General features: G+C 63.0%; 20 protein-coding genes. 10 read left to right on the top strand and 10 right to left on the bottom strand.

The window, feature by feature from the left end; genetic code table 11:
• Positions 1-20: 20 nt before the first annotated feature.
• Positions 21-497, bottom strand: coding sequence for a bacterioferritin (gene bfr, locus JAB4_RS28160; RefSeq protein ID WP_034745609.1), 477 nt, complete (start codon positions 495-497; stop codon positions 21-23).
• 423 nt (positions 498-920) lie between these two features.
• On the opposite strand from bfr, the gene JAB4_RS28155 reads away from it, so the two are divergent.
• Positions 921-1601: a Fe2+-dependent dioxygenase gene (locus tag JAB4_RS28155; RefSeq protein ID WP_035822772.1), complete on the top strand. Its 681-nt coding sequence runs from the start codon at positions 921-923 to the stop codon at positions 1599-1601.
• Positions 1602-1820: 219 nt separating this feature from the next.
• Here JAB4_RS28155 and JAB4_RS28150 read toward each other — a convergent pair whose 3' ends face one another.
• Both JAB4_RS28150 and JAB4_RS28145 read right to left on the bottom strand, forming a co-directional pair.
• A complete protein-coding gene (locus JAB4_RS28150; protein WP_070220769.1) occupies positions 1821-2522 on the bottom strand; it encodes an energy transducer TonB in 702 nt (233 codons plus the stop codon).
• 17 nt (positions 2523-2539) lie between these two features.
• Positions 2540-2755, bottom strand: coding sequence for a (2Fe-2S)-binding protein (locus JAB4_RS28145; RefSeq protein WP_034745611.1), 216 nt, complete (start codon positions 2753-2755; stop codon positions 2540-2542).
• A 405-nt stretch (positions 2756-3160) separates the two neighbouring features.
• Here JAB4_RS28145 and JAB4_RS28140 point away from each other — a divergent pair, with 405 nt between their 5' ends.
• From JAB4_RS28140 to JAB4_RS28130, 3 genes are read left to right on the top strand one after another with little or no spacing between them, the layout of a single operon-like run.
• Positions 3161-3445 (top strand): FeoA family protein, encoded by a 285-nt coding sequence (locus JAB4_RS28140; RefSeq protein ID WP_070220616.1) that lies wholly within the window; start codon positions 3161-3163, stop codon positions 3443-3445.
• A gap of 2 nt (positions 3446-3447) precedes the next feature.
• Positions 3448-5349, top strand: a complete 1902-nt coding sequence (locus JAB4_RS28135; protein ID WP_070220614.1) for a ferrous iron transporter B — start codon at positions 3448-3450, stop codon at positions 5347-5349.
• A gap of 8 nt (positions 5350-5357) precedes the next feature.
• The gene (locus JAB4_RS28130) at positions 5358-5639 is read left to right on the top strand and encodes a hypothetical protein (protein WP_070220612.1); all 282 of its coding nucleotides are present in this window, start codon (positions 5358-5360) and stop codon (positions 5637-5639) included.
• 119 nt (positions 5640-5758) lie between these two features.
• On the opposite strand, the gene nagZ is transcribed toward JAB4_RS28130, so the two are convergent.
• The 4 genes from nagZ to JAB4_RS28110 all read right to left on the bottom strand — a co-directional run bounded on the left by nagZ (position 5759) and on the right by JAB4_RS28110 (position 11264).
• Positions 5759-7300, bottom strand: a complete 1542-nt coding sequence (gene nagZ / locus JAB4_RS28125; protein WP_070220610.1) for a beta-N-acetylhexosaminidase — start codon at positions 7298-7300, stop codon at positions 5759-5761.
• A gap of 181 nt (positions 7301-7481) precedes the next feature.
• Entirely contained in the window at positions 7482-9092 is a 1611-nt protein-coding gene (locus JAB4_RS28120) for an FMN-binding glutamate synthase family protein (RefSeq protein ID WP_070220608.1), read from the bottom strand.
• 104 nt (positions 9093-9196) lie between these two features.
• Positions 9197-10210 (bottom strand): M48 family metallopeptidase, encoded by a 1014-nt coding sequence (locus JAB4_RS28115; RefSeq protein WP_070220606.1) that lies wholly within the window; start codon positions 10208-10210, stop codon positions 9197-9199.
• A gap of 1 nt (position 10211) precedes the next feature.
• Positions 10212-11264 (bottom strand): YjgN family protein, encoded by a 1053-nt coding sequence (locus JAB4_RS28110; protein WP_070220604.1) that lies wholly within the window; start codon positions 11262-11264, stop codon positions 10212-10214.
• A gap of 167 nt (positions 11265-11431) precedes the next feature.
• Between JAB4_RS28110 and JAB4_RS28105 the strand changes: the two genes are divergently transcribed.
• From JAB4_RS28105 to JAB4_RS28095, 3 genes are all read left to right on the top strand, one after another.
• On the top strand, positions 11432-12103 hold the full coding sequence (locus tag JAB4_RS28105; RefSeq protein WP_070220602.1) for a glutathione S-transferase: 672 nt from the start codon (positions 11432-11434) through the stop codon (positions 12101-12103).
• Between the two features lie 71 nt (positions 12104-12174).
• The gene (locus JAB4_RS28100; protein WP_070220600.1) at positions 12175-12948 is read left to right on the top strand and encodes a 5'-3' exonuclease; all 774 of its coding nucleotides are present in this window, start codon (positions 12175-12177) and stop codon (positions 12946-12948) included.
• A gap of 146 nt (positions 12949-13094) precedes the next feature.
• Positions 13095-13505: a response regulator gene (locus JAB4_RS28095; RefSeq protein ID WP_070220767.1), complete on the top strand. Its 411-nt coding sequence runs from the start codon at positions 13095-13097 to the stop codon at positions 13503-13505.
• On the opposite strand, the gene mnmA is transcribed toward JAB4_RS28095, so the two are convergent.
• On the bottom strand, positions 13502-14623 hold the full coding sequence (mnmA, locus tag JAB4_RS28090) for a tRNA 2-thiouridine(34) synthase MnmA (RefSeq protein ID WP_070220598.1): 1122 nt from the start codon (positions 14621-14623) through the stop codon (positions 13502-13504). The two genes, JAB4_RS28095 and mnmA, sit on opposite strands and share 4 nt — an antisense overlap.
• 42 nt (positions 14624-14665) lie before the next feature.
• Entirely contained in the window at positions 14666-15145 is a 480-nt protein-coding gene (locus JAB4_RS28085; RefSeq protein WP_010401817.1) for an NUDIX hydrolase, read from the bottom strand.
• A gap of 411 nt (positions 15146-15556) precedes the next feature.
• Here JAB4_RS28085 and JAB4_RS28080 point away from each other — a divergent pair, with 411 nt between their 5' ends.
• The 3 genes from JAB4_RS28080 to JAB4_RS28070 are packed head-to-tail and all read left to right on the top strand — an operon-like array spanning position 15557 to position 18471.
• Positions 15557-16669 carry a Re/Si-specific NAD(P)(+) transhydrogenase subunit alpha gene (locus JAB4_RS28080; RefSeq protein ID WP_070220596.1) on the top strand — a complete coding sequence of 371 codons (1113 nt, stop codon included), beginning with the start codon at positions 15557-15559 and terminating at the stop codon, positions 16667-16669.
• A 24-nt stretch (positions 16670-16693) separates the two neighbouring features.
• Positions 16694-17008 (top strand): NAD(P) transhydrogenase subunit alpha, encoded by a 315-nt coding sequence (locus tag JAB4_RS28075; protein ID WP_034745644.1) that lies wholly within the window; start codon positions 16694-16696, stop codon positions 17006-17008.
• A gap of 8 nt (positions 17009-17016) precedes the next feature.
• Positions 17017-18471, top strand: a complete 1455-nt coding sequence (locus tag JAB4_RS28070) for an NAD(P)(+) transhydrogenase (Re/Si-specific) subunit beta (protein WP_070220594.1) — start codon at positions 17017-17019, stop codon at positions 18469-18471.
• Between the two features lie 130 nt (positions 18472-18601).
• On the opposite strand, the gene JAB4_RS28065 is transcribed toward JAB4_RS28070, so the two are convergent.
• Positions 18602-19543 (bottom strand): sensor domain-containing diguanylate cyclase, encoded by a 942-nt coding sequence (locus tag JAB4_RS28065; protein WP_071650188.1) that lies wholly within the window; start codon positions 19541-19543, stop codon positions 18602-18604.
• Positions 19544-19647: the final 104 nt, after the last annotated feature.

The following is a 19647-nucleotide window of genomic DNA, read 5'->3' as shown; positions in this document are numbered from 1 at the left end:
TTATCTGCCTCGAAGAGCAATTACTCCTCAATCGCCATCTGACTTTGCAGGTAATTCTGAATGCCGACCTTGGCGATCAGGTCGATCTGCGTTTCGAGCCAGTCGATATGCTCTTCCGTGTCTTCCAGGATCATCAGGAACAGGTCGCGCGAGACGTAGTCGCCCGCTTTTTCGCTGATGGCGATGCCTTCCTTGACGGTGGCGTGCGCGGCGCGTTCCAGCTTCAGGTCGCATTCCAGCATTTCCGGCGTGTTCTCACCGATCAGCAGCTTGTGCAGCGCTTGCAGGTTCGGCAGGCCGTCGAGCATCAGGATGCGGTCGATCAGCTTGTCGGCGTGTTTCATTTCGCCGATCGATTCTTCGTATTCTTTCTTGCCCAGCTTTTCCAGGCCCCAGTGCTTGTACATGCGCGCATGCAGGAAGTACTGGTTGATGGCCGACAGTTCGTTGGTGAGCTGTGCATTGAGCATGCGGATGACTTCTTTATCGCCCTTCATGGCATTTCCTTTGTTCTGTGTCGTGTTCGATGATGAAACCGCAGGCTGCTGGCGTTCACGGCCGGGTGGCGCAGGGCTGCCTGGTGGCGCGCAGGTTGCCGGTTTCGCTATGCCCGCATGATAGCGCAAAATATGGGCGGTTTTCGGTGCTAAACGGCATTTTTCCGTCTTTTTAACGTAAATATCGTGCGAATAAAACCCATTCTCAAGTGGATTGCCCACTTGCGCCGTTTTTTATTTGTTAAGGAAAATGAAGGCCATTCTCATTCGCATTTCTGGCCCGCTTTTGGCGCTGCCGGATCGCGTGCATGACCGCGCTGAACAGGCGGGAAATGTTGGGCCATTCTTGCTTTTGTGGCTTCTTGGCCGCTGCCGGCGATGCGATAATCAGGCAGTGATATTTACTGAAAAAAGGATAGCAAGATGATGCTGCATATACCCGGCGTGCTGACGCCGGAACAGGTGACGCAGTTTCGCCAGCGCCTGGCGCAGACGGACTGGGTCGACGGGCGCGCCAGCGTCGGGGCGCAAGGCGCGCAAGTCAAGCGCAACCGCCAGCTGGCAGAGGGGTCGCCGCTGGCGCTGGAGCTGGGCGAGATCGTCAGCCGCGCGCTGATGGCCAATCCCCTGTTCTTTGCCGCCGTGCTGCCGCTGCGCATCCTGCCGCCCTTCTTCAACAGCTATGCGGGCGGCGAGCACTATGGCCTGCATATCGACGGCGCCATCCGCACGCCGAAAAACGGCATGCAGTCGATGCGCGCCGACGTCTCGTCGACCGTGTTCCTGAGCGAGCCGGACGAGTACGAGGGCGGCGAGCTGGTGGTGGTCGATGCGTATGGCACGCATGAAGTGAAACTGCCGGCCGGCGACGTGATCGTGTATCCGTCGAGCAGCGTGCATCAGGTGCTGCCCGTCACCAGCGGCGAGCGCATCTGCTCTTTCCTGTGGACGCAAAGCATGGTGCGCGAGGACTGGAAGCGCAGCATGCTGTTCGAGCTCGATCAGAACATCCAGAGCGTGCGCGCAGAACACGGCGATTCGCCGGCCACCGTGGGACTGACGGGGCATTATCACAATCTGCTGCGCATGTGGGCGGAGATGTAAGGCTGGGGTCAGACCCCCGGTGAAGTTGGCGCTGAACCTTGCGTTGGCGGTGTTGAGGGTCTGACCCCATAGCGGGCAAAAAAAAGTCTGCCTGGCCCGGGGATGTAGGCTGGCAGACTGAAACAAGCAAATCGCTTGACTAAAAAGGGCGCAAAAAAGCAAGCAGGGCACAGGGTGCGATGCTTGCGGGCTGGCAGCGGCCCTAGGGCCGCAGGAAGGCTAGCTCAACTGGAAGGTCAGGGGGACAAGCACGTACACGGGGACGGGTTTGCCGTTTTCGATCATCGGCTTGAACAGCGCGCGCTGCGCGGCCTGGCGGCCCGCTTCATCGAGGTTCGTGTAGCCGGTCGATTTCTGGATCAGGATTTGCTCGGGCAAGCCCTTTTCATTGATCAGGATGCGCAGCACCACGGTGCCGCTTTCGCCCAGGCGGCGCGACAGATTCGGATAGATCAGCTGCGGCGCCTTGATGTATTCGACGCTGCTGACGGTGCGCGGCGTCGCTGGTGCCGGTGGCGTCGGCGACGGTGCGGCTGGCGCCGTCGGCGCGGCGGTGGCGACGGGCGCCGCTTCGGCGCGCGTCGGCTGCGGCGGCGTGATCGTCGGTTCGCTCGGCGCCACGGCGATCAGCGGCAGCGGCGGGATCACGGCGCGCGGCACGGGCGCGCTCAGTTCCACGGTTTTCGGTACGGACGGCGCCGGCGGTTTCGGTGGCGCCGGCGGGGCGATGATGCTGATGGTGGTGATGGTCGGCATGGCCGCCGTGACGACGCGGCTCAGCAGGCCGCTCTGGATGGCGTAAAAGCCGGCGATATGCAGGACGACGATGGCCATCAGCGGCGCGAATTTGTTGCGCTTCTTGTCGAAGTCGGCAAATTGCTGCACGGCCTGCACCGTTACGGGCGGGGGCATCATCGTCATGGCGTTCATCGCTTTCTTTAGTTTGTCAGTACAGCTCGCATCAATACGGTTTCTTGCAGCGCCACGGTGGCGTTCAGGTGATCGTTCAGCACTTCCCGCGCGCAGGTGTGGCATTTGCCGCAGCAGGTGGCCACGCCCAGGTCGCGGCGCAGTTCGGCCATGCTGGACAGGCCAAGATCGACGGCTTGACGGATTTCACGATCAGATATGTTGTTGCAGACACATACAATCATTGATACACCTTCTGGCTGGAGGATGAACAGACACTAGTGCTTGAAAGCATTGTTGCTAGTGTTTTAATGAGAATCATTATCATTACGTTTCATTGTCGCGCAAAGTGCAGGACAATGCAAGCGATTTTGATCAAGTGTGCGGCAGTTGGCGGCCTGGCGCGGCAGCTTGATCTGCGCTTTGCGCGCATGGCGCAGCCCTTGGCAGGGGCGGCTCTCCGGGCTAAATAAAAACAATTCGCATTCATGTTTATAATGCTGGTATTGTCTCGGACGGTCGCCGTCTGGACACATTGAAAGGCCGCTTGTCGGTAATGCGCAACAGTTGCGTTTTACCTCACAACATCAGGGCATGCGCCAGGCGCAGCAGTCTGTCCCCGGTGTTCTTAATTTGAACGGAATTTGCTCATGACTCTAGTTCCACCCCTGATGACGCTCGACGCGCTGGCAGTCGGCCAGAGCGGCACGGTGTTGCATATCACGCCCAACGCGGCAGGACAGACGGAAGACGGCGTCGACCTCGTCCGCCGGTTGATGGAGCTGGGATTCGTTCCCGGCGAACGAATCCGCATGCTCAAGCGCGGTATTCCCGGCGGCGATCCGCTGGCCATCAAGGTCGGCAATGCCACGTTCGCACTGCGCCGCTTCGAAGCGGCGCTGATCACGATTCAACCGCTGCTTCAACCGGAATAAATATGGGTGCCGTAGAAACTATCGTGGAAGCGGGCGCGCACAAGCCGCCGCACCAGCCACAAATCGCCTTGCTGGGCAATCCGAACTGCGGCAAGACGGCCCTGTTCAACCGTTTGACGGGCGCGCGCCAGAAAGTGGCGAACTACGCCGGCGTGACCATCGAGCGCAAGGAAGGCCATTTCACGTCGCCAAGCGGCAAGCCCGTGCGCGTGCTCGATTTGCCGGGCGCCTACAGCCTGTCGGCCACCACGCCCGATGAAGCCATCACGCGCGACGTGGTGGGCGGGCTGCGCCGCGGCGACCCGCGTCCGGACGCCATCATTTGCGTGGTCGATGCCACCAATTTGCGCCTGAATTTGCGCCTGGTGCTGGAAGTCAAGCGCCTGGGCCTGCCCATGCTGCTGGCGCTGAACATGACGGACGTGGCGCGCAAGCGCGGCATGCTCATCGACACGGCCAGGCTGTCGCAGGAACTGGGCATGCCCGTGGTGGAAACCGTCGCGGTGCAGCACGATGGCGAAAAAGCCTTGTTGGATGCCATCGACGCCATGCTGCCGCTGCCTGCGGTGGAAGCGAAACCGCTGGCGGCCATCGACGCCGTCAGCGTCGAAGAAACGCAGCGCGAAGTGCGCCGCATCCTGGCCGCCGTCAGCAACGACACGCGCGACAGCGGCAACCTGACGGAAAAGATCGACGACGTGGTGCTGCATCCCGTCTTCGGCCCCATCATCCTGGCCGTGCTGATGTTCCTGATCTTCCAGGCCGTGTTTGCCTGGGCTGCCACGCCGATGGAAATGATCACCGATGGCGTGGGCCACCTGGGCGCCCTGCTGACGGCGAACATGCCCGACGGCCACCTGAAAAGCCTGCTGGTCGAAGGCATCATCGGCGGCGTCGGCAGCGTGCTGGTGTTCCTGCCGCAAATCCTGATCCTGTTCTTCTTTATCCTGAGCCTGGAAGACTGCGGCTACCTGCCGCGCGCGGCCTTCCTGCTGGACCGCCTGATGGGCGGCGTGGGCCTGTCGGGCCGCGCCTTCATCCCGCTGCTGTCGAGCTTTGCCTGCGCCATCCCCGGCGTGATGGCGGCGCGCACCATCCAGAATCCGCGCGACCGCCTCGTTACCATCATGATCGCGCCGCTGATGACGTGCTCGGCGCGCCTGCCCGTGTATGCGCTGATCATCGCCGCCTTCATTCCCCAGCGCCAGGTGTGGGGCTATCTGAGCCTGCAAGGCCTGGTGCTGTTCGTGCTGTACTTCGCCGGCATCATCTCGGCCATGGCCGTGGCCTGGGTCATGAAGCGCAGCATGGGCGTGCGCGGCAACCAGCCGCTGCTGCTGGAATTGCCGGCCTACCACTGGCCGCATCTGCGCAACCTGGCCGTCAGCCTGTGGGAGCGCGCGAAGATCTTCCTCACGCGCGTCGGTACCATCATCCTGAGCCTGATGATCATCCTGTGGTTCCTCAGCACCTTCCCCGGCGCGCCGGACAACGCGATCCATCCGCCCATCTATTACAGCCTGGCCGGCATCCTGGGCCGCGGCCTGGAAGTGATCTTCGCGCCCATCGGTTTTAATTGGCAGATATGCATCGCACTGGTGCCGGGCATGGCGGCGCGCGAAGTGGCCGTCGGCGCCCTGGGCACCGTGTATGCGCTGTCGCAAACGGGCGACGCGCTGGCCTCTACCCTGGAACCGCTGATCGCCCATTCGTGGTCGATGGCCACTGCATTGTCATTGCTGGCCTGGTATGTGTTCGCGCCGCAGTGCCTGTCGACCCTCTCCGTGGTGAAACGCGAAACGGGCGGCTGGCGCTATCCGCTGCTGATGGCCGGCTATATGTTCGCCCTCGCGTATGCCGCCTCGTTCATCACGTACCGCGTCGCCCTGTTGCTGGGCGCTTAGGAGAAACCATGTGGCAAACCCTCATCGTCGCCCTGATCGTCGCAGCCGCGCTGCTGCATTTTTCGACCAAGTACCTGCCGGCCGGCGTGCGCCGCGCCATCGTGCGCGGCCTGGTGCGCTGCGGCCTCGATGAGGCGAAGATGTCGACCTTCTTCAAGGTAGCGCCGGGCTGCGGCAGCGGCTGCGGTTCCTGCGGTTCCTGCGACAGCCCTCCGCCGCCGTCCGCCACGCCGCCGGCCGACGGCAGCAGCAAGCGCGTGATCCTGATGCAGGTGCAGCGCCAGGATTGATGCATCGGCCTGTTCCTCGGACCCTTTGCCTGGCCGCCCGTGCCGACTATTCCGACTATGTCGCGGCCCTGAACGTAAAAAAACCCGCTGCTGCGGGTTTTTTTACGCCGGTACTGCGCCTACGCCTTGCCGGCCAGCTTGTCGACGACCGGCACCAGCGCGGCCGGGCGACAGCCGAAGGCGGCCAGGCGGCCTTGCGCGTGGGGCGCCAGGTCCAGGTCGTAGGGCAGGCGGCCTGCCACCAGCCACAGTTTGTCGTGTGGCAGGGCCTCGACCAGGCGGCGCTGGCCGTCGACGAACATGGCGTTATACGTTTGCAGCACGATCTGCCGCGCGCCTTGCGCAAAGGCGATGGCTTCGTTGACCTCGTCGTCCAGCGCTTCGGCCGACAAGGCATATTCGCGCACGTCCAGACCCGCTTCGAGCAGCGCCGGCAGCATCGAGCTGCGCGCTTCCTTGTTGCGGCCCAGCGCCACTTCGTCGATCTCGCTGCGCGAGCGCACTTCCACCGTCAGCAGGGTCACGGGCAGGCTGGCGTCGAGCGGGCGGTAGTCGCCCTGCACGCGCAGCGCCGCTTTTTGCAGCAGCTGCGACAGGGCCATGGCGGCCGGCTGCATCAGCGCCGGCGGGGCGACAGGACGTTCGCGCCAGTCGCGCACGGCGCGGTTGCGCTTGAGTTCCGCCACGCGCGCGCAAGCCGCCTCGATGCGGGAGATCGCAATGTCGCCGCGCTCCACTGCGGCGATGACGGCCTCGATGGCCGCCGTCTGCTGCGCTTCGCGGTGCGAGATGAGGACGATGTCGGCGCCCGCCTGCAAGGTGGCGATGGCGCCCCGGGCGATGCCGATGCCGTCGGCGATGGCCGCCATTTCCAGGCAATCGGTGATGACCACGCCCTTGTATTGCATTTCACCGCGCAGCAGGTCCGTCAGCACGCCCTTCGACAGGGTGGCGGGCACGCTGGTATCGGCCTCGAAGGCGGGGAAGACCACGTGCGCCGTCATGATGGCGTCCACGCCGCCGGCAATCGCCGCGCGGAACGGCGCCAGTTCCACGGCGCGCAGGCGTTCCTTGTCGTGCGGGACCAGCGCCATGGCGTAATGCGTGTCGATGGCCGTGTCGCCGTGGCCGGGGAAGTGCTTGGCGGTGACGGCCACGCCGCTGGCGCGCTGGCCGCGCATGGCGGCCATGCCGTAGTCGATGACGGTGGCGGCATCCTCGCCATACGCGCGCACGCCGATGACGGGGTTGTTGCGGTTGTTGTTCACGTCCAGCACGGGCGCGAGCAGCATATTGATGCCCACCTGGCGCATCTCATCGCCGCTGATCTGGTTCATGCGTTCGCAGTCTTCGATGGAGCCGGCCGCCTGGAAGGCCATCGCCGCGGGAATCGGCGTGACGCCCTGCTCGATGCGCATCACCATGCCGCCTTCCTGATCGATGGAGATCAAGAGCGGGATGTCGGACACTTCCGCGTTGATCTCCTGCAGTTCGCGGCACAGGGCCGACACTTGCGCGGGCGTGTGCACGTTGCGGCGGAACAGGATCACGCCGCCTACCTTCTTTTCGCGTATCAAGGTCTTGATATGCTCGTCCGCCTGCAGGGCGTCGAAGCCCACCATGAACAACTGTCCTATTTTCTCGCGCAAACCCTGCTCCATGCTGCAACTCCTCCGGTATTGATTGTGACGACGGCATACGTATTCTGGCACCGTGGTGGCGCATCGTGGCGGTCACCGGAAAAGCTGCCTTGGTTTTGTACTTGTTTTGGTATTGTATTGGATTTGGGTTTTTGCGCAAGTGGTTATTAAGTGGTATTGCTCCACTTGCGCAAACACCGTATCAATCGAGGCGCTGGAACGAGGCCGATTGCGCCTTGGGCCAGTACAGACCGAACACGGGCGGCAGCTGCGGCAGCTGGCTCGGGTCGAGCAACTGGCCCGCTTCCAGGAAGGGCAGCAGGGCGGACGCCAGTTTCACCTGATTCGGCGAGATGCGCCGCACCAGGTGGTGCGGACGCAGTTCCTGCGGATGCGCCAGGCCGGCGGCGGCGATCAGTTCGGCCAGCGCCTTCATGGTGTTCTGATGGAAGTGCGCCACGCGGGCGATCTTGTCGGGCACCACCAGCGCGCGCTGGCGCTGCGGGTCTTGCGTGGCCACGCCCGTGGGGCAGCGGTCCGTGTGGCAGCTTTGCGACTGGATGCAGCCCAGCGCGAACATGAAGCCGCGCGCCGAATTGCACCAGTCGGCGCCCAGCGCCAGCAAGCGGGCAATGTCGAAGGCCGTGATGATCTTGCCCGAGCAGCCGATCTTGATCTTCGCGCGCAGGTTGGCGCCCACGAGAGTGTTATGCACGAGTACCAGCGCTTCCTGCAGTGGCGTGCCCACGTGGTCCGTGAATTCCAGGGGCGCCGCGCCCGTTCCCCCTTCGCTGCCGTCGACGACGATGAAGTCGGGCGTGATGCCCGTTTCCAGCATGGCTTTCACGATGGCGAAGAATTCCCACGGATGGCCGATGGCCAGCTTGAAGCCCGTCGGCTTGCCGCCCGAGAGCGTGCGCAGGCGGTCGATAAAATGCAGCATTTCCCGTGGCGTGGAAAAGGCGCTGTGCGCGGCCGGCGAGACGCAATCCTCGCCCACCATCACGCCGCGCGTGGTGGCGATCTCGATCGTCACTTTCGGGCCGGGCAGCACGCCGCCGTGGCCCGGCTTGGCGCCTTGCGACATTTTCAGCTCGATCATCTTGACCTGCTCCGAGCTGGCGTTGGCGATGAAGCGCTCTTCCGAAAACGTGCCGTCCTGATTGCGGCAGCCGAAGTAGCCGGAGCCGATTTCCCACACCAGGTCGCCGCCGTTTTTGCGGTGGTAGGGGCTGATGCTGCCTTCGCCCGTGTCGTGCATGAAGCCGCCGCTGCGCGCGCCGCCGTTCAGGGCCAGGATGGCGTTGGCCGACAGGGCGCCAAAGCTCATCGCCGAGATATTGAAGACGCTGGCCGAATACGGCTTGGCGCGCGGGCAGTCCGGATGGTTGCCGATCTCGATGCGGAAATCGTGGCCCGTGACCTTGGCGGGGGCGATGGAGTGGTTGATCCATTCGTAGCCTGCTTCATACACGTCGAGCTGGGTGCCGAACGGGCGCTTGTCCGTCTGCTCCTTGGCGCGCTGGTAGACGATGCTGCGCTGGCTGCGCGAAAACGGCGTCGCCTCGCTGTCGCTTTCCAGGAAATACTGGCGGATTTCGGGGCGGATGCTCTCAAAAAAGAAGCGGAAGTGCGCGAGGATGGGGTAGTTGCGGCGCAGGGCGCGCTTCGTTTGCAGCAGGTCGCTGATGCCGACCAGGGTCAGCGCACCGGCCAGCACGGGCAGCCAGTAATGGTCATAGTAAAACAGGGACAGGACAAAGATGGCTGCCGTCGCAATGAAGGTCAGGTAGCGAAATGGTACTAGGTGCATGGGCACTCCGGGAAAGTCAGACTGATATTGCTGAGTCTACCTTCGATTCACGGAACGTGCTGGTGGGAAAGAACGCGGCGCCCATAGGACGCCGCGCACGGTACTTAGCGTTGTGCGGCGCGGATGCGTGCGATGCGCTCAGTGCTGGCCGGATGGCTCGACAGGTAGGGCGTGCCATGGTCCAGCTTGCCCAGGGCGACAAACACCTGCGCCAGGTGTTCCAGGGGAATACCGTTCTGGCGCAGCATGGCAATCGCGTAGTCGTCCGCCTCGCGCTCGACATCGCGCGAATACTTCAAGTCCAGCAGCAGCGGCGGCAAGGTCGCCACCACGGTCGAGACGTCGCCGAACAGCAGCGCCGCGCCGGCGCCCACGGCCGAGGTCTGGATCAGGCGGCGCGTCAGATGGCGCTGCTGCAAATGGCCCAGTTCATGCGCCAGCACGCCCATGATGGCGTCGTCGTCCGGCATCAGCTCCACCATTTCATCGGTCAGCACGATGTCGCCGGACGGCAGGGCGAACGCGTTCGGACCGATCTTGCTTTTGCGGAAAACGATGCGGTGCGCGGGCGCGCTGTCGCCGGGCGTGGCCAGGCGCGCGAAACGGGCGCGCAAGGCTTGCTGGCGCGCGCCATCGAGCTTGCTTGCCTCAAACACGTGGCCGTCGAGGAAATCGAGCACGCCCTGGCCCAGCTGGCGCTCGACGGACTGGGGAATCGCATACGCGACGCCCTTCGCCACCACAGGCAGCAGGTACTGATAGCTGAGCCACAGGGCCAGTACGGTGGCGACCGTGGCCAGCAGGGCGCCGCGCCAGCTTTGCTGCAGCCGCACGACCCAGCCGTCGCGGTGGCCCGTCTCATGCAGCACGTCGTTGAAGGCCGCCTGGTCGGCGATCTCCAGGTAGGCGCCGTCGGGAAAGCTGACCTTGCGCACGGCGTGGCTGCTGCGTTCGGACACGTGCAGCTCGCCCAGCGGGCAGCTGCGCTCGATGTCGCCGGCCAGCACGGCCATGCCATCGCGCACGCTGAGCGTGACGTGGTACAGGCGCGAGGTCTGGCCGTCGAAATAGCGCGCGGGCACGGGGACCGCGCCCGGCGCGTGGTGATCGAGCGTCATGCTACAGCGACAGGTCGAAGTCCAGCAGATCGACCATGCCTTCGCCCGTGGCAGAGACTTGCTCGCCGGTGGCGGCGACAAAGGCGTCCAGGCTGCCGTGCACCAGCATCGACGTCGCTTCCAGGCGGTACTTCAGCCAGCGCACCTGGGCGAATGGCGAAAACAGGCCCAGGGTGACGACGATACCGAGCAGGTTGGTCAGCATGACGAACGTGGTGCGGCCCCAGGTCAGCTGCGACTGGAACTGGTGCTGCTGCAGGCGCGTATGGTTCCAGATCAGGTTCTGGATCATGGTCAGGAACAGCGGCAGCACGATAAAGGCCCACGCATACAGGGCCGCCACGGCGCCGAAGATGCTGCCGGCCTTGGTGACATCGTTGGCATCGGTGGCAAAGGTGGCGAAGACGCTGGCGAAGACGACAAAGATCAGGACCAGGAAACCGGCCAGCAGCAGGGCGAAGAACAGCAGATAGGTCTTGTAGAAGCTGCCAACCGAGGCGTCAAAGCTGAAATTGGTGCTGCCGAAGCGGCTCTGTGTGTGCTGGAAGCGCTTCAGGCGCTGGTGCAGGAACGGCGTCATCAGGCCAGCCGTGAAGGTGTTCAGGATGGGCAGCCACAGGAAGTATTTGTAGGCTTCGCTGGCGCTGCCGTCGAAGCCGAAGCGGATGCCGCGGTAGCTGGTGTTGTAGAGCTTGAACTGCAGGCTTTTCCAGACCAGCCATGGCAGCACGGCCATCATCAGCACGAGCATGATCAGGCCGACGATGGGCGAGATCTGGAAGGCGATGTTGTAGCCGCCGATCAATACCACTGCCGCGATGCGGCCCTTCAGGATGGCGACGGCATTGCCGTGGTATTCGAAGCTGCTGCCAGCGAGGTGGGTGCTGGAATAGAAATAGCGGTTGCGGCGCACCTTGGCCCAGGCGGAATAAATGCCCAGGGTGACAATGCTCAGCAGCAGGTTGACGATCCAGATACGGAAGTATTCGCTGCCGGTGGCGCTGAAGGTAATGGCTTCACGCTTGGGCGTGGTGTTGTTGGTATCGAAATCCACGGGGGAGTTTCCTTACTTATTGGAAACAAAACAAGATAAGGGAAGATTGAAAAGTTATCAATTGAAAATAGTGTTTTTCGCAATTATTTTTTGGTGTGCGGCCCCTGTCGCCGCGATTTTCCCGTCCCGGCTATACTGGGACTCAACCATTGCCAACGGAAATCGCCATGATCGTCGTCCACCATCTGAACAATTCGCGCTCGCAGCGCGTGCTCTGGCTGCTCGAGGAGCTGGGCCTCGACTACGAGGTCAAACGCTACCAGCGCGACCCGAAAACCATGCTGGCGCCCGCTTCGCTGAAGGCCGTGCATCCGCTGGGCAAGTCGCCCGTGATCACGGACGGCGCGAACACCATCGCCGAATCGGGCGCCATCATCGAGTATCTGGTCGAGCGCTACGGCAATGGCCGATTGATACCGGCGGCGGGCACGCCCGAGAAGCTGCGCTGGACCTATTGGCTGCATTTCGCGGAAGGCTCGGCCATGCCGCCGCTGCTGATGAAGCTGGTGTTCGACAAGGTCGAATCGTCGCCGATGCCGTTTTTCGTCAAACCGATCGCGCGCGGCATCGCCAGCAAGGTCAAGAGCAGCTTCATCACGCCCAATATCAACAGCCAGCTGGCCTACATGGAAGCGGAACTCGAGAAAAGCAAATGGTTTGCCGGCAATGAGTTCACGGCGGCCGACATCCAGATGAGCTTTCCGCTGGAAGCGGCCGCCATGCGCGGCGGGCTCGACGAGCGCCTGCCGAAGCTGACGGCGTTCCTGCAGCGCATCCATGCACGCCCGGCCTACCAGCGTGCGCTGGAAAAAGGCGGGCCCTACGATTTCGCAAAGTAAGCGGCGTTGACGGGCTATGCGCGGGGCGCCATACGGTAAAATGATCGATTCAACCAGTATCCACTTACCGCATGGCCAGACTCCTCGCTATCGACGGCTTGAATATCGTACGCCGCGTCTACGAAGCCAGTCCTGAACCCGATTCCGACCTGAAGGCGGAGATCGCGCTGCGCCATGCGCTGTCGTCGTTTCGCACCCTCATCAACGACCATGAGCCGACGCACATCCTGCCGGCCTTCGACTTTGGCGGCCCGACCTGGCGCCACGCCCTGTATGCCGGCTATCGTGAAGGGCGCCAGCCCATGCCGCAAGTGCTGCGCGACGCCTTGCCCGGCTTTTACGCCACCCTGGCCAGCTTCGGCATGCACGTGGTCAGCATCCCCGAGGTCGAGGCCGACGACGTGATCGGCACGGCCGTCATGCGCTGGCTGCACGAGGGGCGCGGCGCGGCCGTCATCGCCACCACCGACAAGGATTTGCACGGTCTGATCGCCCACGGCGCGCTCGTGTGGGACCATTTCAAGGGCGTCTGGCACGACCACGCCTGGGTCGAGAAAAAGTTCGGCGTGCCGCCGGAACTGCTGCCCGACCTGCTGGCGCTGATGGGCGACGTCACCGACAGCATTCCCGGCGTGTCGAAGATCGGCCTGAAGACGGGCGCGAAACTGTTGCGCGCTTACGGCAATATCGACGCCGTGATGGCCGGCGCGGGCATTTTGCCCGGCGCGCTCGGTGAAAGCCTGCGAAAAGAGCGGGAAATACTGTATCTTTCAAGAAAGTTGGTCGAACTCAAGACCGACGTGACGTTGGGCGTGACCTGGAACAAGCTGGCGTGGGAAAAGTAGAGCGCCCAAAAAAAGCTCATGGCGTTGTTGCCTTGCCTCGTCGTACATTCGTACTGTCTTCGGCAACGCGCCTAGCCCTGAGCATTTTGATGGGCGCTCTCTGAGTGGAACTCGCAATAGAAAATCAAGCAAGGGAAGTAATCATGATGTTAAAGACAGTCCTGATCGATAGCAGCGCCGTGGCGCGCGGCCTGCTGAACACGGTCCTGACCGATGGCGGCTACGATGTCTGCGGGCAGACGCATACCAGTGCGCTGGGCTTGGCGCTGCTGGTCAAGCACCACCCGCATTTCGTCTGCATCGCGCGCGAGCAGGTGGAAGATGGGACGAATATTGTGCAAACCATCCGCGCCCAGTATCCGAAGACGCTCATTTTCATGGTCTCGGGCGGCATCGACGCCGCCTCGCTGCAAGCGGCCCACGCGATGGGCGTGTCGGGCTTCATCGTGAAACCGTTCATGGCCGACACGGTCCTGAAAACCGTGCGCAATACCGTCATTGCGATGGTGCGCAAGCAGCAGGCCTTGGCCGCCGCTGCGCAAGGCAACAACTCCTAAACGCCGGCCAGGCCCGTCGCGCTGGCGATGATGCCGCCACCGAGGCACACATCGCCGTCGTACAGCACGGCCGACTGGCCCGGCGTGACGGCCCATTGCGCCTGGTCGAAGGCCAGGCCGAAGTGTTCATTCCCCTCCGGCAGCAGCTGGCAGGCCACGTCGGCCTGGCGGTAGCGCGTCTTGGCGGACAGGGCGCCTGCCTGCGGCGCCGTGCCGGCCACCCAGCTGGCCTGATCGGCCGTCAACGATGGCGACAGCAGCCACGGGTGGTCGTGGCCCTGCACCACCCACAGGGTGTTGTTGACGATATCCTTGCGCGCCACATACCAGGCGTCGCTGCTGCCGTCCGCGTTCTGGTACGACTTCACGCCGCCGATGCCGATGCCCTTGCGCTGGCCCAGGGTATAGAAACTCAGTCCCACGTGTTCGCCCACCGTCTTGCCGTCGGCCGTTTTCATCGGGCCCGGCTTGTACGACAGGTAGCGGTTCAAGAATTCGCGGAACGGGCGTTCGCCAATAAAGCAGATGCCCGTGGAATCCTTCTTCTGCGCGTTCGGCAGCGCCAGTTGCTCGGCGATCTGGCGCACCTGCGTCTTCGGGATTTCACCGAGCGGGAACAAGGTCTTGGACAGTTGCGCCTGGTTCAGGCGGTGCAGGAAATAGCTTTGGTCCTTGCTGGCGTCGACGGCCTTGAGCAGTTCATAACGGCCCGCATCGGTCGGCGCCTGGCGCACGCGCGCATAGTGGCCGGTGGCGATCAGGTCGGCGCCCAGGGTCATGGCGTGGTCAAGAAATGCCTTGAACTTGATTTCGGCGTTGCACAGCACGTCCGGATTCGGCGTGCGGCCGGCCTGGTACTCGCGCAGAAAATCGGCGAACACGCGGTCCTTGTATTCGGAGGCGAAATTGACGGCTTCGATATCGACGCCGATGACGTCGGCCACGCTGGCCGCGTCGATCCAGTCCTGGCGCGTGGAGCAGTATTCCGAATCGTCGTCATCTTCCCAGTTTTTCATGAACAGGCCGATGACTTCATAGCCTTGTTCCTTCAGCATCCATGCCGCGACCGAGGAATCGACCCCGCCTGACATGCCGATCACGACTTTCTTCTTGCTCATCTTGCTTTCCAGTGTACTTTAATAATATGGCAATGCGTATTGCTATGCGCTATTGAAAACGGACGCATGCGTGTGCAGCAGGGCCAGCGGCGCGCGCCGGCCAGCCAGGTATTCGTCCACGCACTGCAGCACCAGCGGACTGCGGTGGCGCTCCTGGCACGCCGCCAGCTCGTCGCGCGTCATCCACAGGGTGCGGATGATGCCTTCGTCCAGCGGGCGATCGTGTTCGGCGCCGGCCGTGCCGCAAAAGGTGAAGCGCAGATAGGTCACGTCCTCGCCCGTGCGCAGTGACTGGTAGCGCGACATGTACATGCCGACCAGTGCCGTGGGAATGAAATCGTAGGCCGCTTCTTCCAGCGTTTCGCGGATCACCGCCTGTTCCAGCGACTCGAACGGGTCGAGGTGGCCGGCTGGCTGGTTGAGCTTGATGCCTTCGCTGGTCTCTTCTTCAATCAGTAAAAACAGGCCATCGCGCTCGACGATGGCGGCCACGGTGACAGAGGGTTTCCAGATTCTCGGCATGATTCCATCCTTGAAAGAGCCGACATTTTATCTTGTTCTGCGCGCGCGGTTTGAAGCCGGCCTTTTGTTGCGCGGACATATTGATAAATGACAACGTTTTAGCAAATAGCGGTGGGAGGTACTTACGTCTTTCCCGGGGAGCGCACTAGCATGGGGGCTTAGTTGGCAAGATGGCAGGAAGCGCCCGCTAATATAGGCTTTCCCTGTGGTCAAAACAAGCGCGCACGCTTGTTCGACTGTGGTGAGATTGACACACCTTTCCCACAATATGGGCGCCGCGCCGCATGGTGAAACAAATCATGGATGCGGATGAAATTAGTGTCGTACGACTAAAAGTTGCTGGTTCACAAACGTTTAACGCGCTGCTTTCCGTGTTAGATTCTAGTCAGTTTATCAATTAGCGGAGGCATCATGAGGATAGGCATACCGGCCGAAACACGGCCTGGTGAAACCCGGGTGGCAGCCACGCCCGAGACAGTCAAGAAGCTGGCAGCCAAGCATCAAGTCGTCGTGCAGTCGGGGGCGGGCGTGCAAGCCTCGATTCCCGACGAGGCGTATGCCGCCGCCGGCGCGCAGATCGGTACCGCCCAGGAAGCCTATGGCTGCGCCATCGTGCTGAAGGTGCGCGCACCGGACGCCGGCGAACGGGCCCTGATGGCCAGCGGCACGGTGCTGATCGGCATGTTGAACCCGTTTGACGCCGACAATATCGCCGCCATGGCGACGGCGGGCCTGTCCGCCTTCGCCCTCGAAGCCGTGCCGCGCATCACGCGCGCGCAGTCGATGGACGTGCTGTCGTCGCAGGCGAACATCGCCGGCTACAAGGCCGTGCTGGTGGCGGCGAATACCTACCAGCGCTTCATGCCCATGCTGATGACGGCGGCCGGCACCGTCAAGGCGGCCCGCGTGCTGATCATGGGCGTGGGCGTGGCCGGCTTGCAGGCGATCGCCACGGCCAAGCGCCTGGGCGCCGTCATCGAAGCGTCCGACGTGCGCCCGCCCGTCAAGGAGCAAGTGGAATCGCTGGGCGCCAAGTTCCTCGACGTGCCTTTCTTGACCGAGGAAGAAAAGGAAATCGCCAAGGGCTCGGGCGGCTATGCGCGCGCCATGCCGGCCGACTGGATGCGGCGCCAGGCCGAACTGGTGCACGAACGGGCGAAACTGGCCGACATCATCATCACCACGGCCCTGATTCCCGGCCGCGCCGCGCCAGTGCTGATTTCAGAAGAAACGGTGAAAGCCATGAAACCGGGCTCCGTCATCGTCGACCTGGCCGTCGAGCAGGGCGGCAACTGCCCGCTGTCCGAGCTGGGCAAGACGGTGCTCAAACACGGCGTGTACATCGTCGGCGAGCCGAATCTGGCGACCCTGGTGGCGGCCGACGCCTCGGCCCTGTATGCGCGCAACGTGCTGGACTTCTTAAAGCTCATCATCGACAAGGACGACCAATTGCTGATCGACCGCGAGGATGAAATCATCAAGGCCAGCCTGGTTTGCGCAGGCAATGACATCCTCAGAAAATAACGCGGCGCCGGAGAGAACAACATCATGGAAATCAGTCACACCATCACCAACCTGATCATCTTCGTGCTGGCCATTTATGTCGGCTACCACGTCGTCTGGACCGTCACGCCGGCGCTGCATACGCCGCTGATGGCCGTCACCAATGCCATTTCCGCCATCATCATCGTCGGCGCCATGCTGGCGGCCGGTCTGACCGATGGCCCGCTGGCGCAAGTGGCCGGTACCCTGGCCGTGGCGCTGGCCGCCGTCAATGTGTTCGGCGGCTTCCTCGTCACGCAGCGCATGCTCGAGATGTTCCGTAAAAAAGAACCGAAGGCCAAGCAAGGAGCAAAAGAATGAGTCACGCCATGAGCTTCGTCACCATGAACCTGGTGACGATGATGTACCTGATCGCCTCGGTGTGCTTCATCCAGGCCCTGAAAGGCCTGTCGTCGCCATCGACGGCGCGCCGCGGCAATGCCTTCGGCATGAGCGGCATGGCCATTGCCGCCGTCACCACCGTGGCGCTGATCCTGAAACTGAAGGAACAGCAAACGGGCGGCATGGGCCTGACCCTCGTCATCATCGGCATCGTCACGGGCGGCGCCATCGGCGCCTACCTGGCGAAAACCGTGGAAATGACGAAGATGCCGGAACTGGTGGCGGCCATGCACTCGCTGATCGGCCTGGCGGCCGTGTGCATCGCCGTGGCGGCCGTGTCGGAACCGTGGGCCTTCAATATCGCGAAACACGGCGAGGCGCTGCCCATCGGTAACCGCTTCGAACTGTTCATCGGCACCTTTGTCGGCGCCATCACGTTCTCCGGTTCGGTGATCGCCTTCGGCAAGCTGTCGGGCAAATACAAGTTCCGCCTGTTCCAGGGCGCGCCCGTCAGTTTCAAGGGCCAGCACATGCTCAATCTGGTGCTGGCGCTGGTGATGGTGGGCCTGGGCCTGGCGTTCTGCTTCGCCGACGGGGTGGAGCCGGCCTGGACGCCGTTCGTCATCATGACCCTCATCGCCTTCGCGCTGGGCGTGCTGATCATCATCCCCATTGGCGGCGCCGACATGCCGGTGGTGGTATCGATGCTCAACAGTTACTCGGGCTGGGCTGCGGCCGGCATCGGTTTTTCGCTGAATAACTCGATGCTGATCATCGCCGGCTCATTGGTCGGTTCGTCCGGCGCGATCCTGTCGTACATCATGTGCAAGGCCATGAACCGCTCGTTCTTCAACGTCATCCTGGGCGGTTTCGGCGGCGATGCGCCGGCCGCAGGCGCAGCCGGCGCGCAGGAACAGCGCCCGGTCAAATCGGGTTCGGCCGACGACGCCGCCTTCATCATGAGCAATGCGGAAACCGTCATCATCGTGCCCGGCTACGGCCTGGCCGTGGCGCGCGCGCAGCACTCGTTGAAAGAACTGGTGGAAAAGCTCACGCACAAGGGCGTCACCGTCAAGTACGCGATCCACCCCGTGGCGGGGCGCATGCCGGGCCACATGAACGTGCTGCTGGCTGAAGCCGAGGTGCCGTATGACCAGGTCTTCGAGATGGAAGACATCAACGGTGAATTCGGCCAGACGGACGTGGTGCTGGTGCTGGGCGCGAACGACGTCGTCAACCCGGCGGCGAAAGACCCGAAATCGCCGATCGCCGGCATGCCGATCCTCGAAGCCTATAAGGCCAAGAGCATCATCGTCAACAAGCGCTCGATGGCGTCCGGCTATGCGGGCCTGGACAACGACCTGTTCTACCAGCCGAACACGATGATGGTGTTTGGCGACGCCAAGAAGGTGATCGAGGATATGCTCAAGGCAGTCGAATAAGCGGTATTTTTTGCCGTAGGTCGGATTAGCGGGCAAAGCCCCGCGTAATCCGACGTATTGGGGCCAACAATGTTGTCGGATTACGGCCTTCGGCCTCGGCGGCCCCGCCTAATCCGACCTACGCTTGTCTTCAGGCTGCGACGACTTTATTGCGTCCCTGGTGCTTGGCCGCGTATAGGGCCTTGTCGGCATCCGACATGGCCGCGTCGAGGCTGGCGCCGGCCGTCAGGGAGGCCACGCCGATGCTGATGGTCACCTGCAGTTCGCCGCCATCGGGCAAAGGCGTGATGGCGGCGGCCACGGCGGCGCGGATGCGTTCGGCCACCTTGTGCGCCTGCCGCAGGCTGGCGTCGGGGAACAGCAGGCCGAACTCCTCGCCGCCGAGACGGGCCGCCACGTCGGTGATGCGTCCCGTGTCGCGCAGCGCCTGCGCCACCGTGCGCAGCACGGCGTCGCCCACGGCATGGCCGTAGCGGTCGTTGATCTTCTTGAAATGGTCGAGGTCGGCCACGCCCACGGTCAGGGCGGCGCCGCTGCGTGCCGCGCGCGCCATCGCCTGCTCGGCTTGCGCTTCATAGGCGCGCCGGTTGGGCAGCGACGTCAGCGCATCGTGCAGCGCCTGCTGTTCCAGCTGCGCCAGCAGGCTGGCGTTTTTTGCCGCCAGTTCGCGCCGTTCGCGCACGTCGAGCAAGAAGGCGCCGAAATAGCGGATGCCGTCCACCACGCCCAGGTCCAGCGCCTTCATTTCGATGGGTATCATTTGCGCATCGCGGTGGCGGATGGCGAATTCGCGTATCTTGCCCAGCACGCTGGAGGTGCGCGAGCTGCGGATGTAATTGATCACGTGGTTGTCGTGCTGCGCGCCGACGGCGTCGGGCAGCAGGCCGTTCAGGGTCTGCCCCAGCAATTCCCCGCTGGCATAGCCCGACAGCGCCTGCATGGCGCCATTGATATAGCGGATGCGGCAATGTTCATCGATGATGATGACGGCGTCGAGGGCGTCTTCCAGCAGGCGGGAAAAGAGCACTTCGGGAAGAGCGGCAGGCGGTGCTGCGGGCAATGCATCTGTCATGGAACGGTCGCCAAAAACCAGGTGACAGCCATTGTCGCATCCGCAGGCCGTTTACTCCATGCCGGAGATGTTCCCTGTTTCTTTTTCGCCCGTGCCCTTTACTT

It is taken from the genome of Janthinobacterium sp. HH102 (assembly GCF_001758625.2).
Taxonomy (GTDB): Bacteria; Pseudomonadota; Gammaproteobacteria; order Burkholderiales; family Burkholderiaceae_D; genus Janthinobacterium.
The sequence above is the reverse complement of the archived record's forward strand: the minus strand, read 5'-3'. Positions and strand labels throughout refer to the sequence as shown.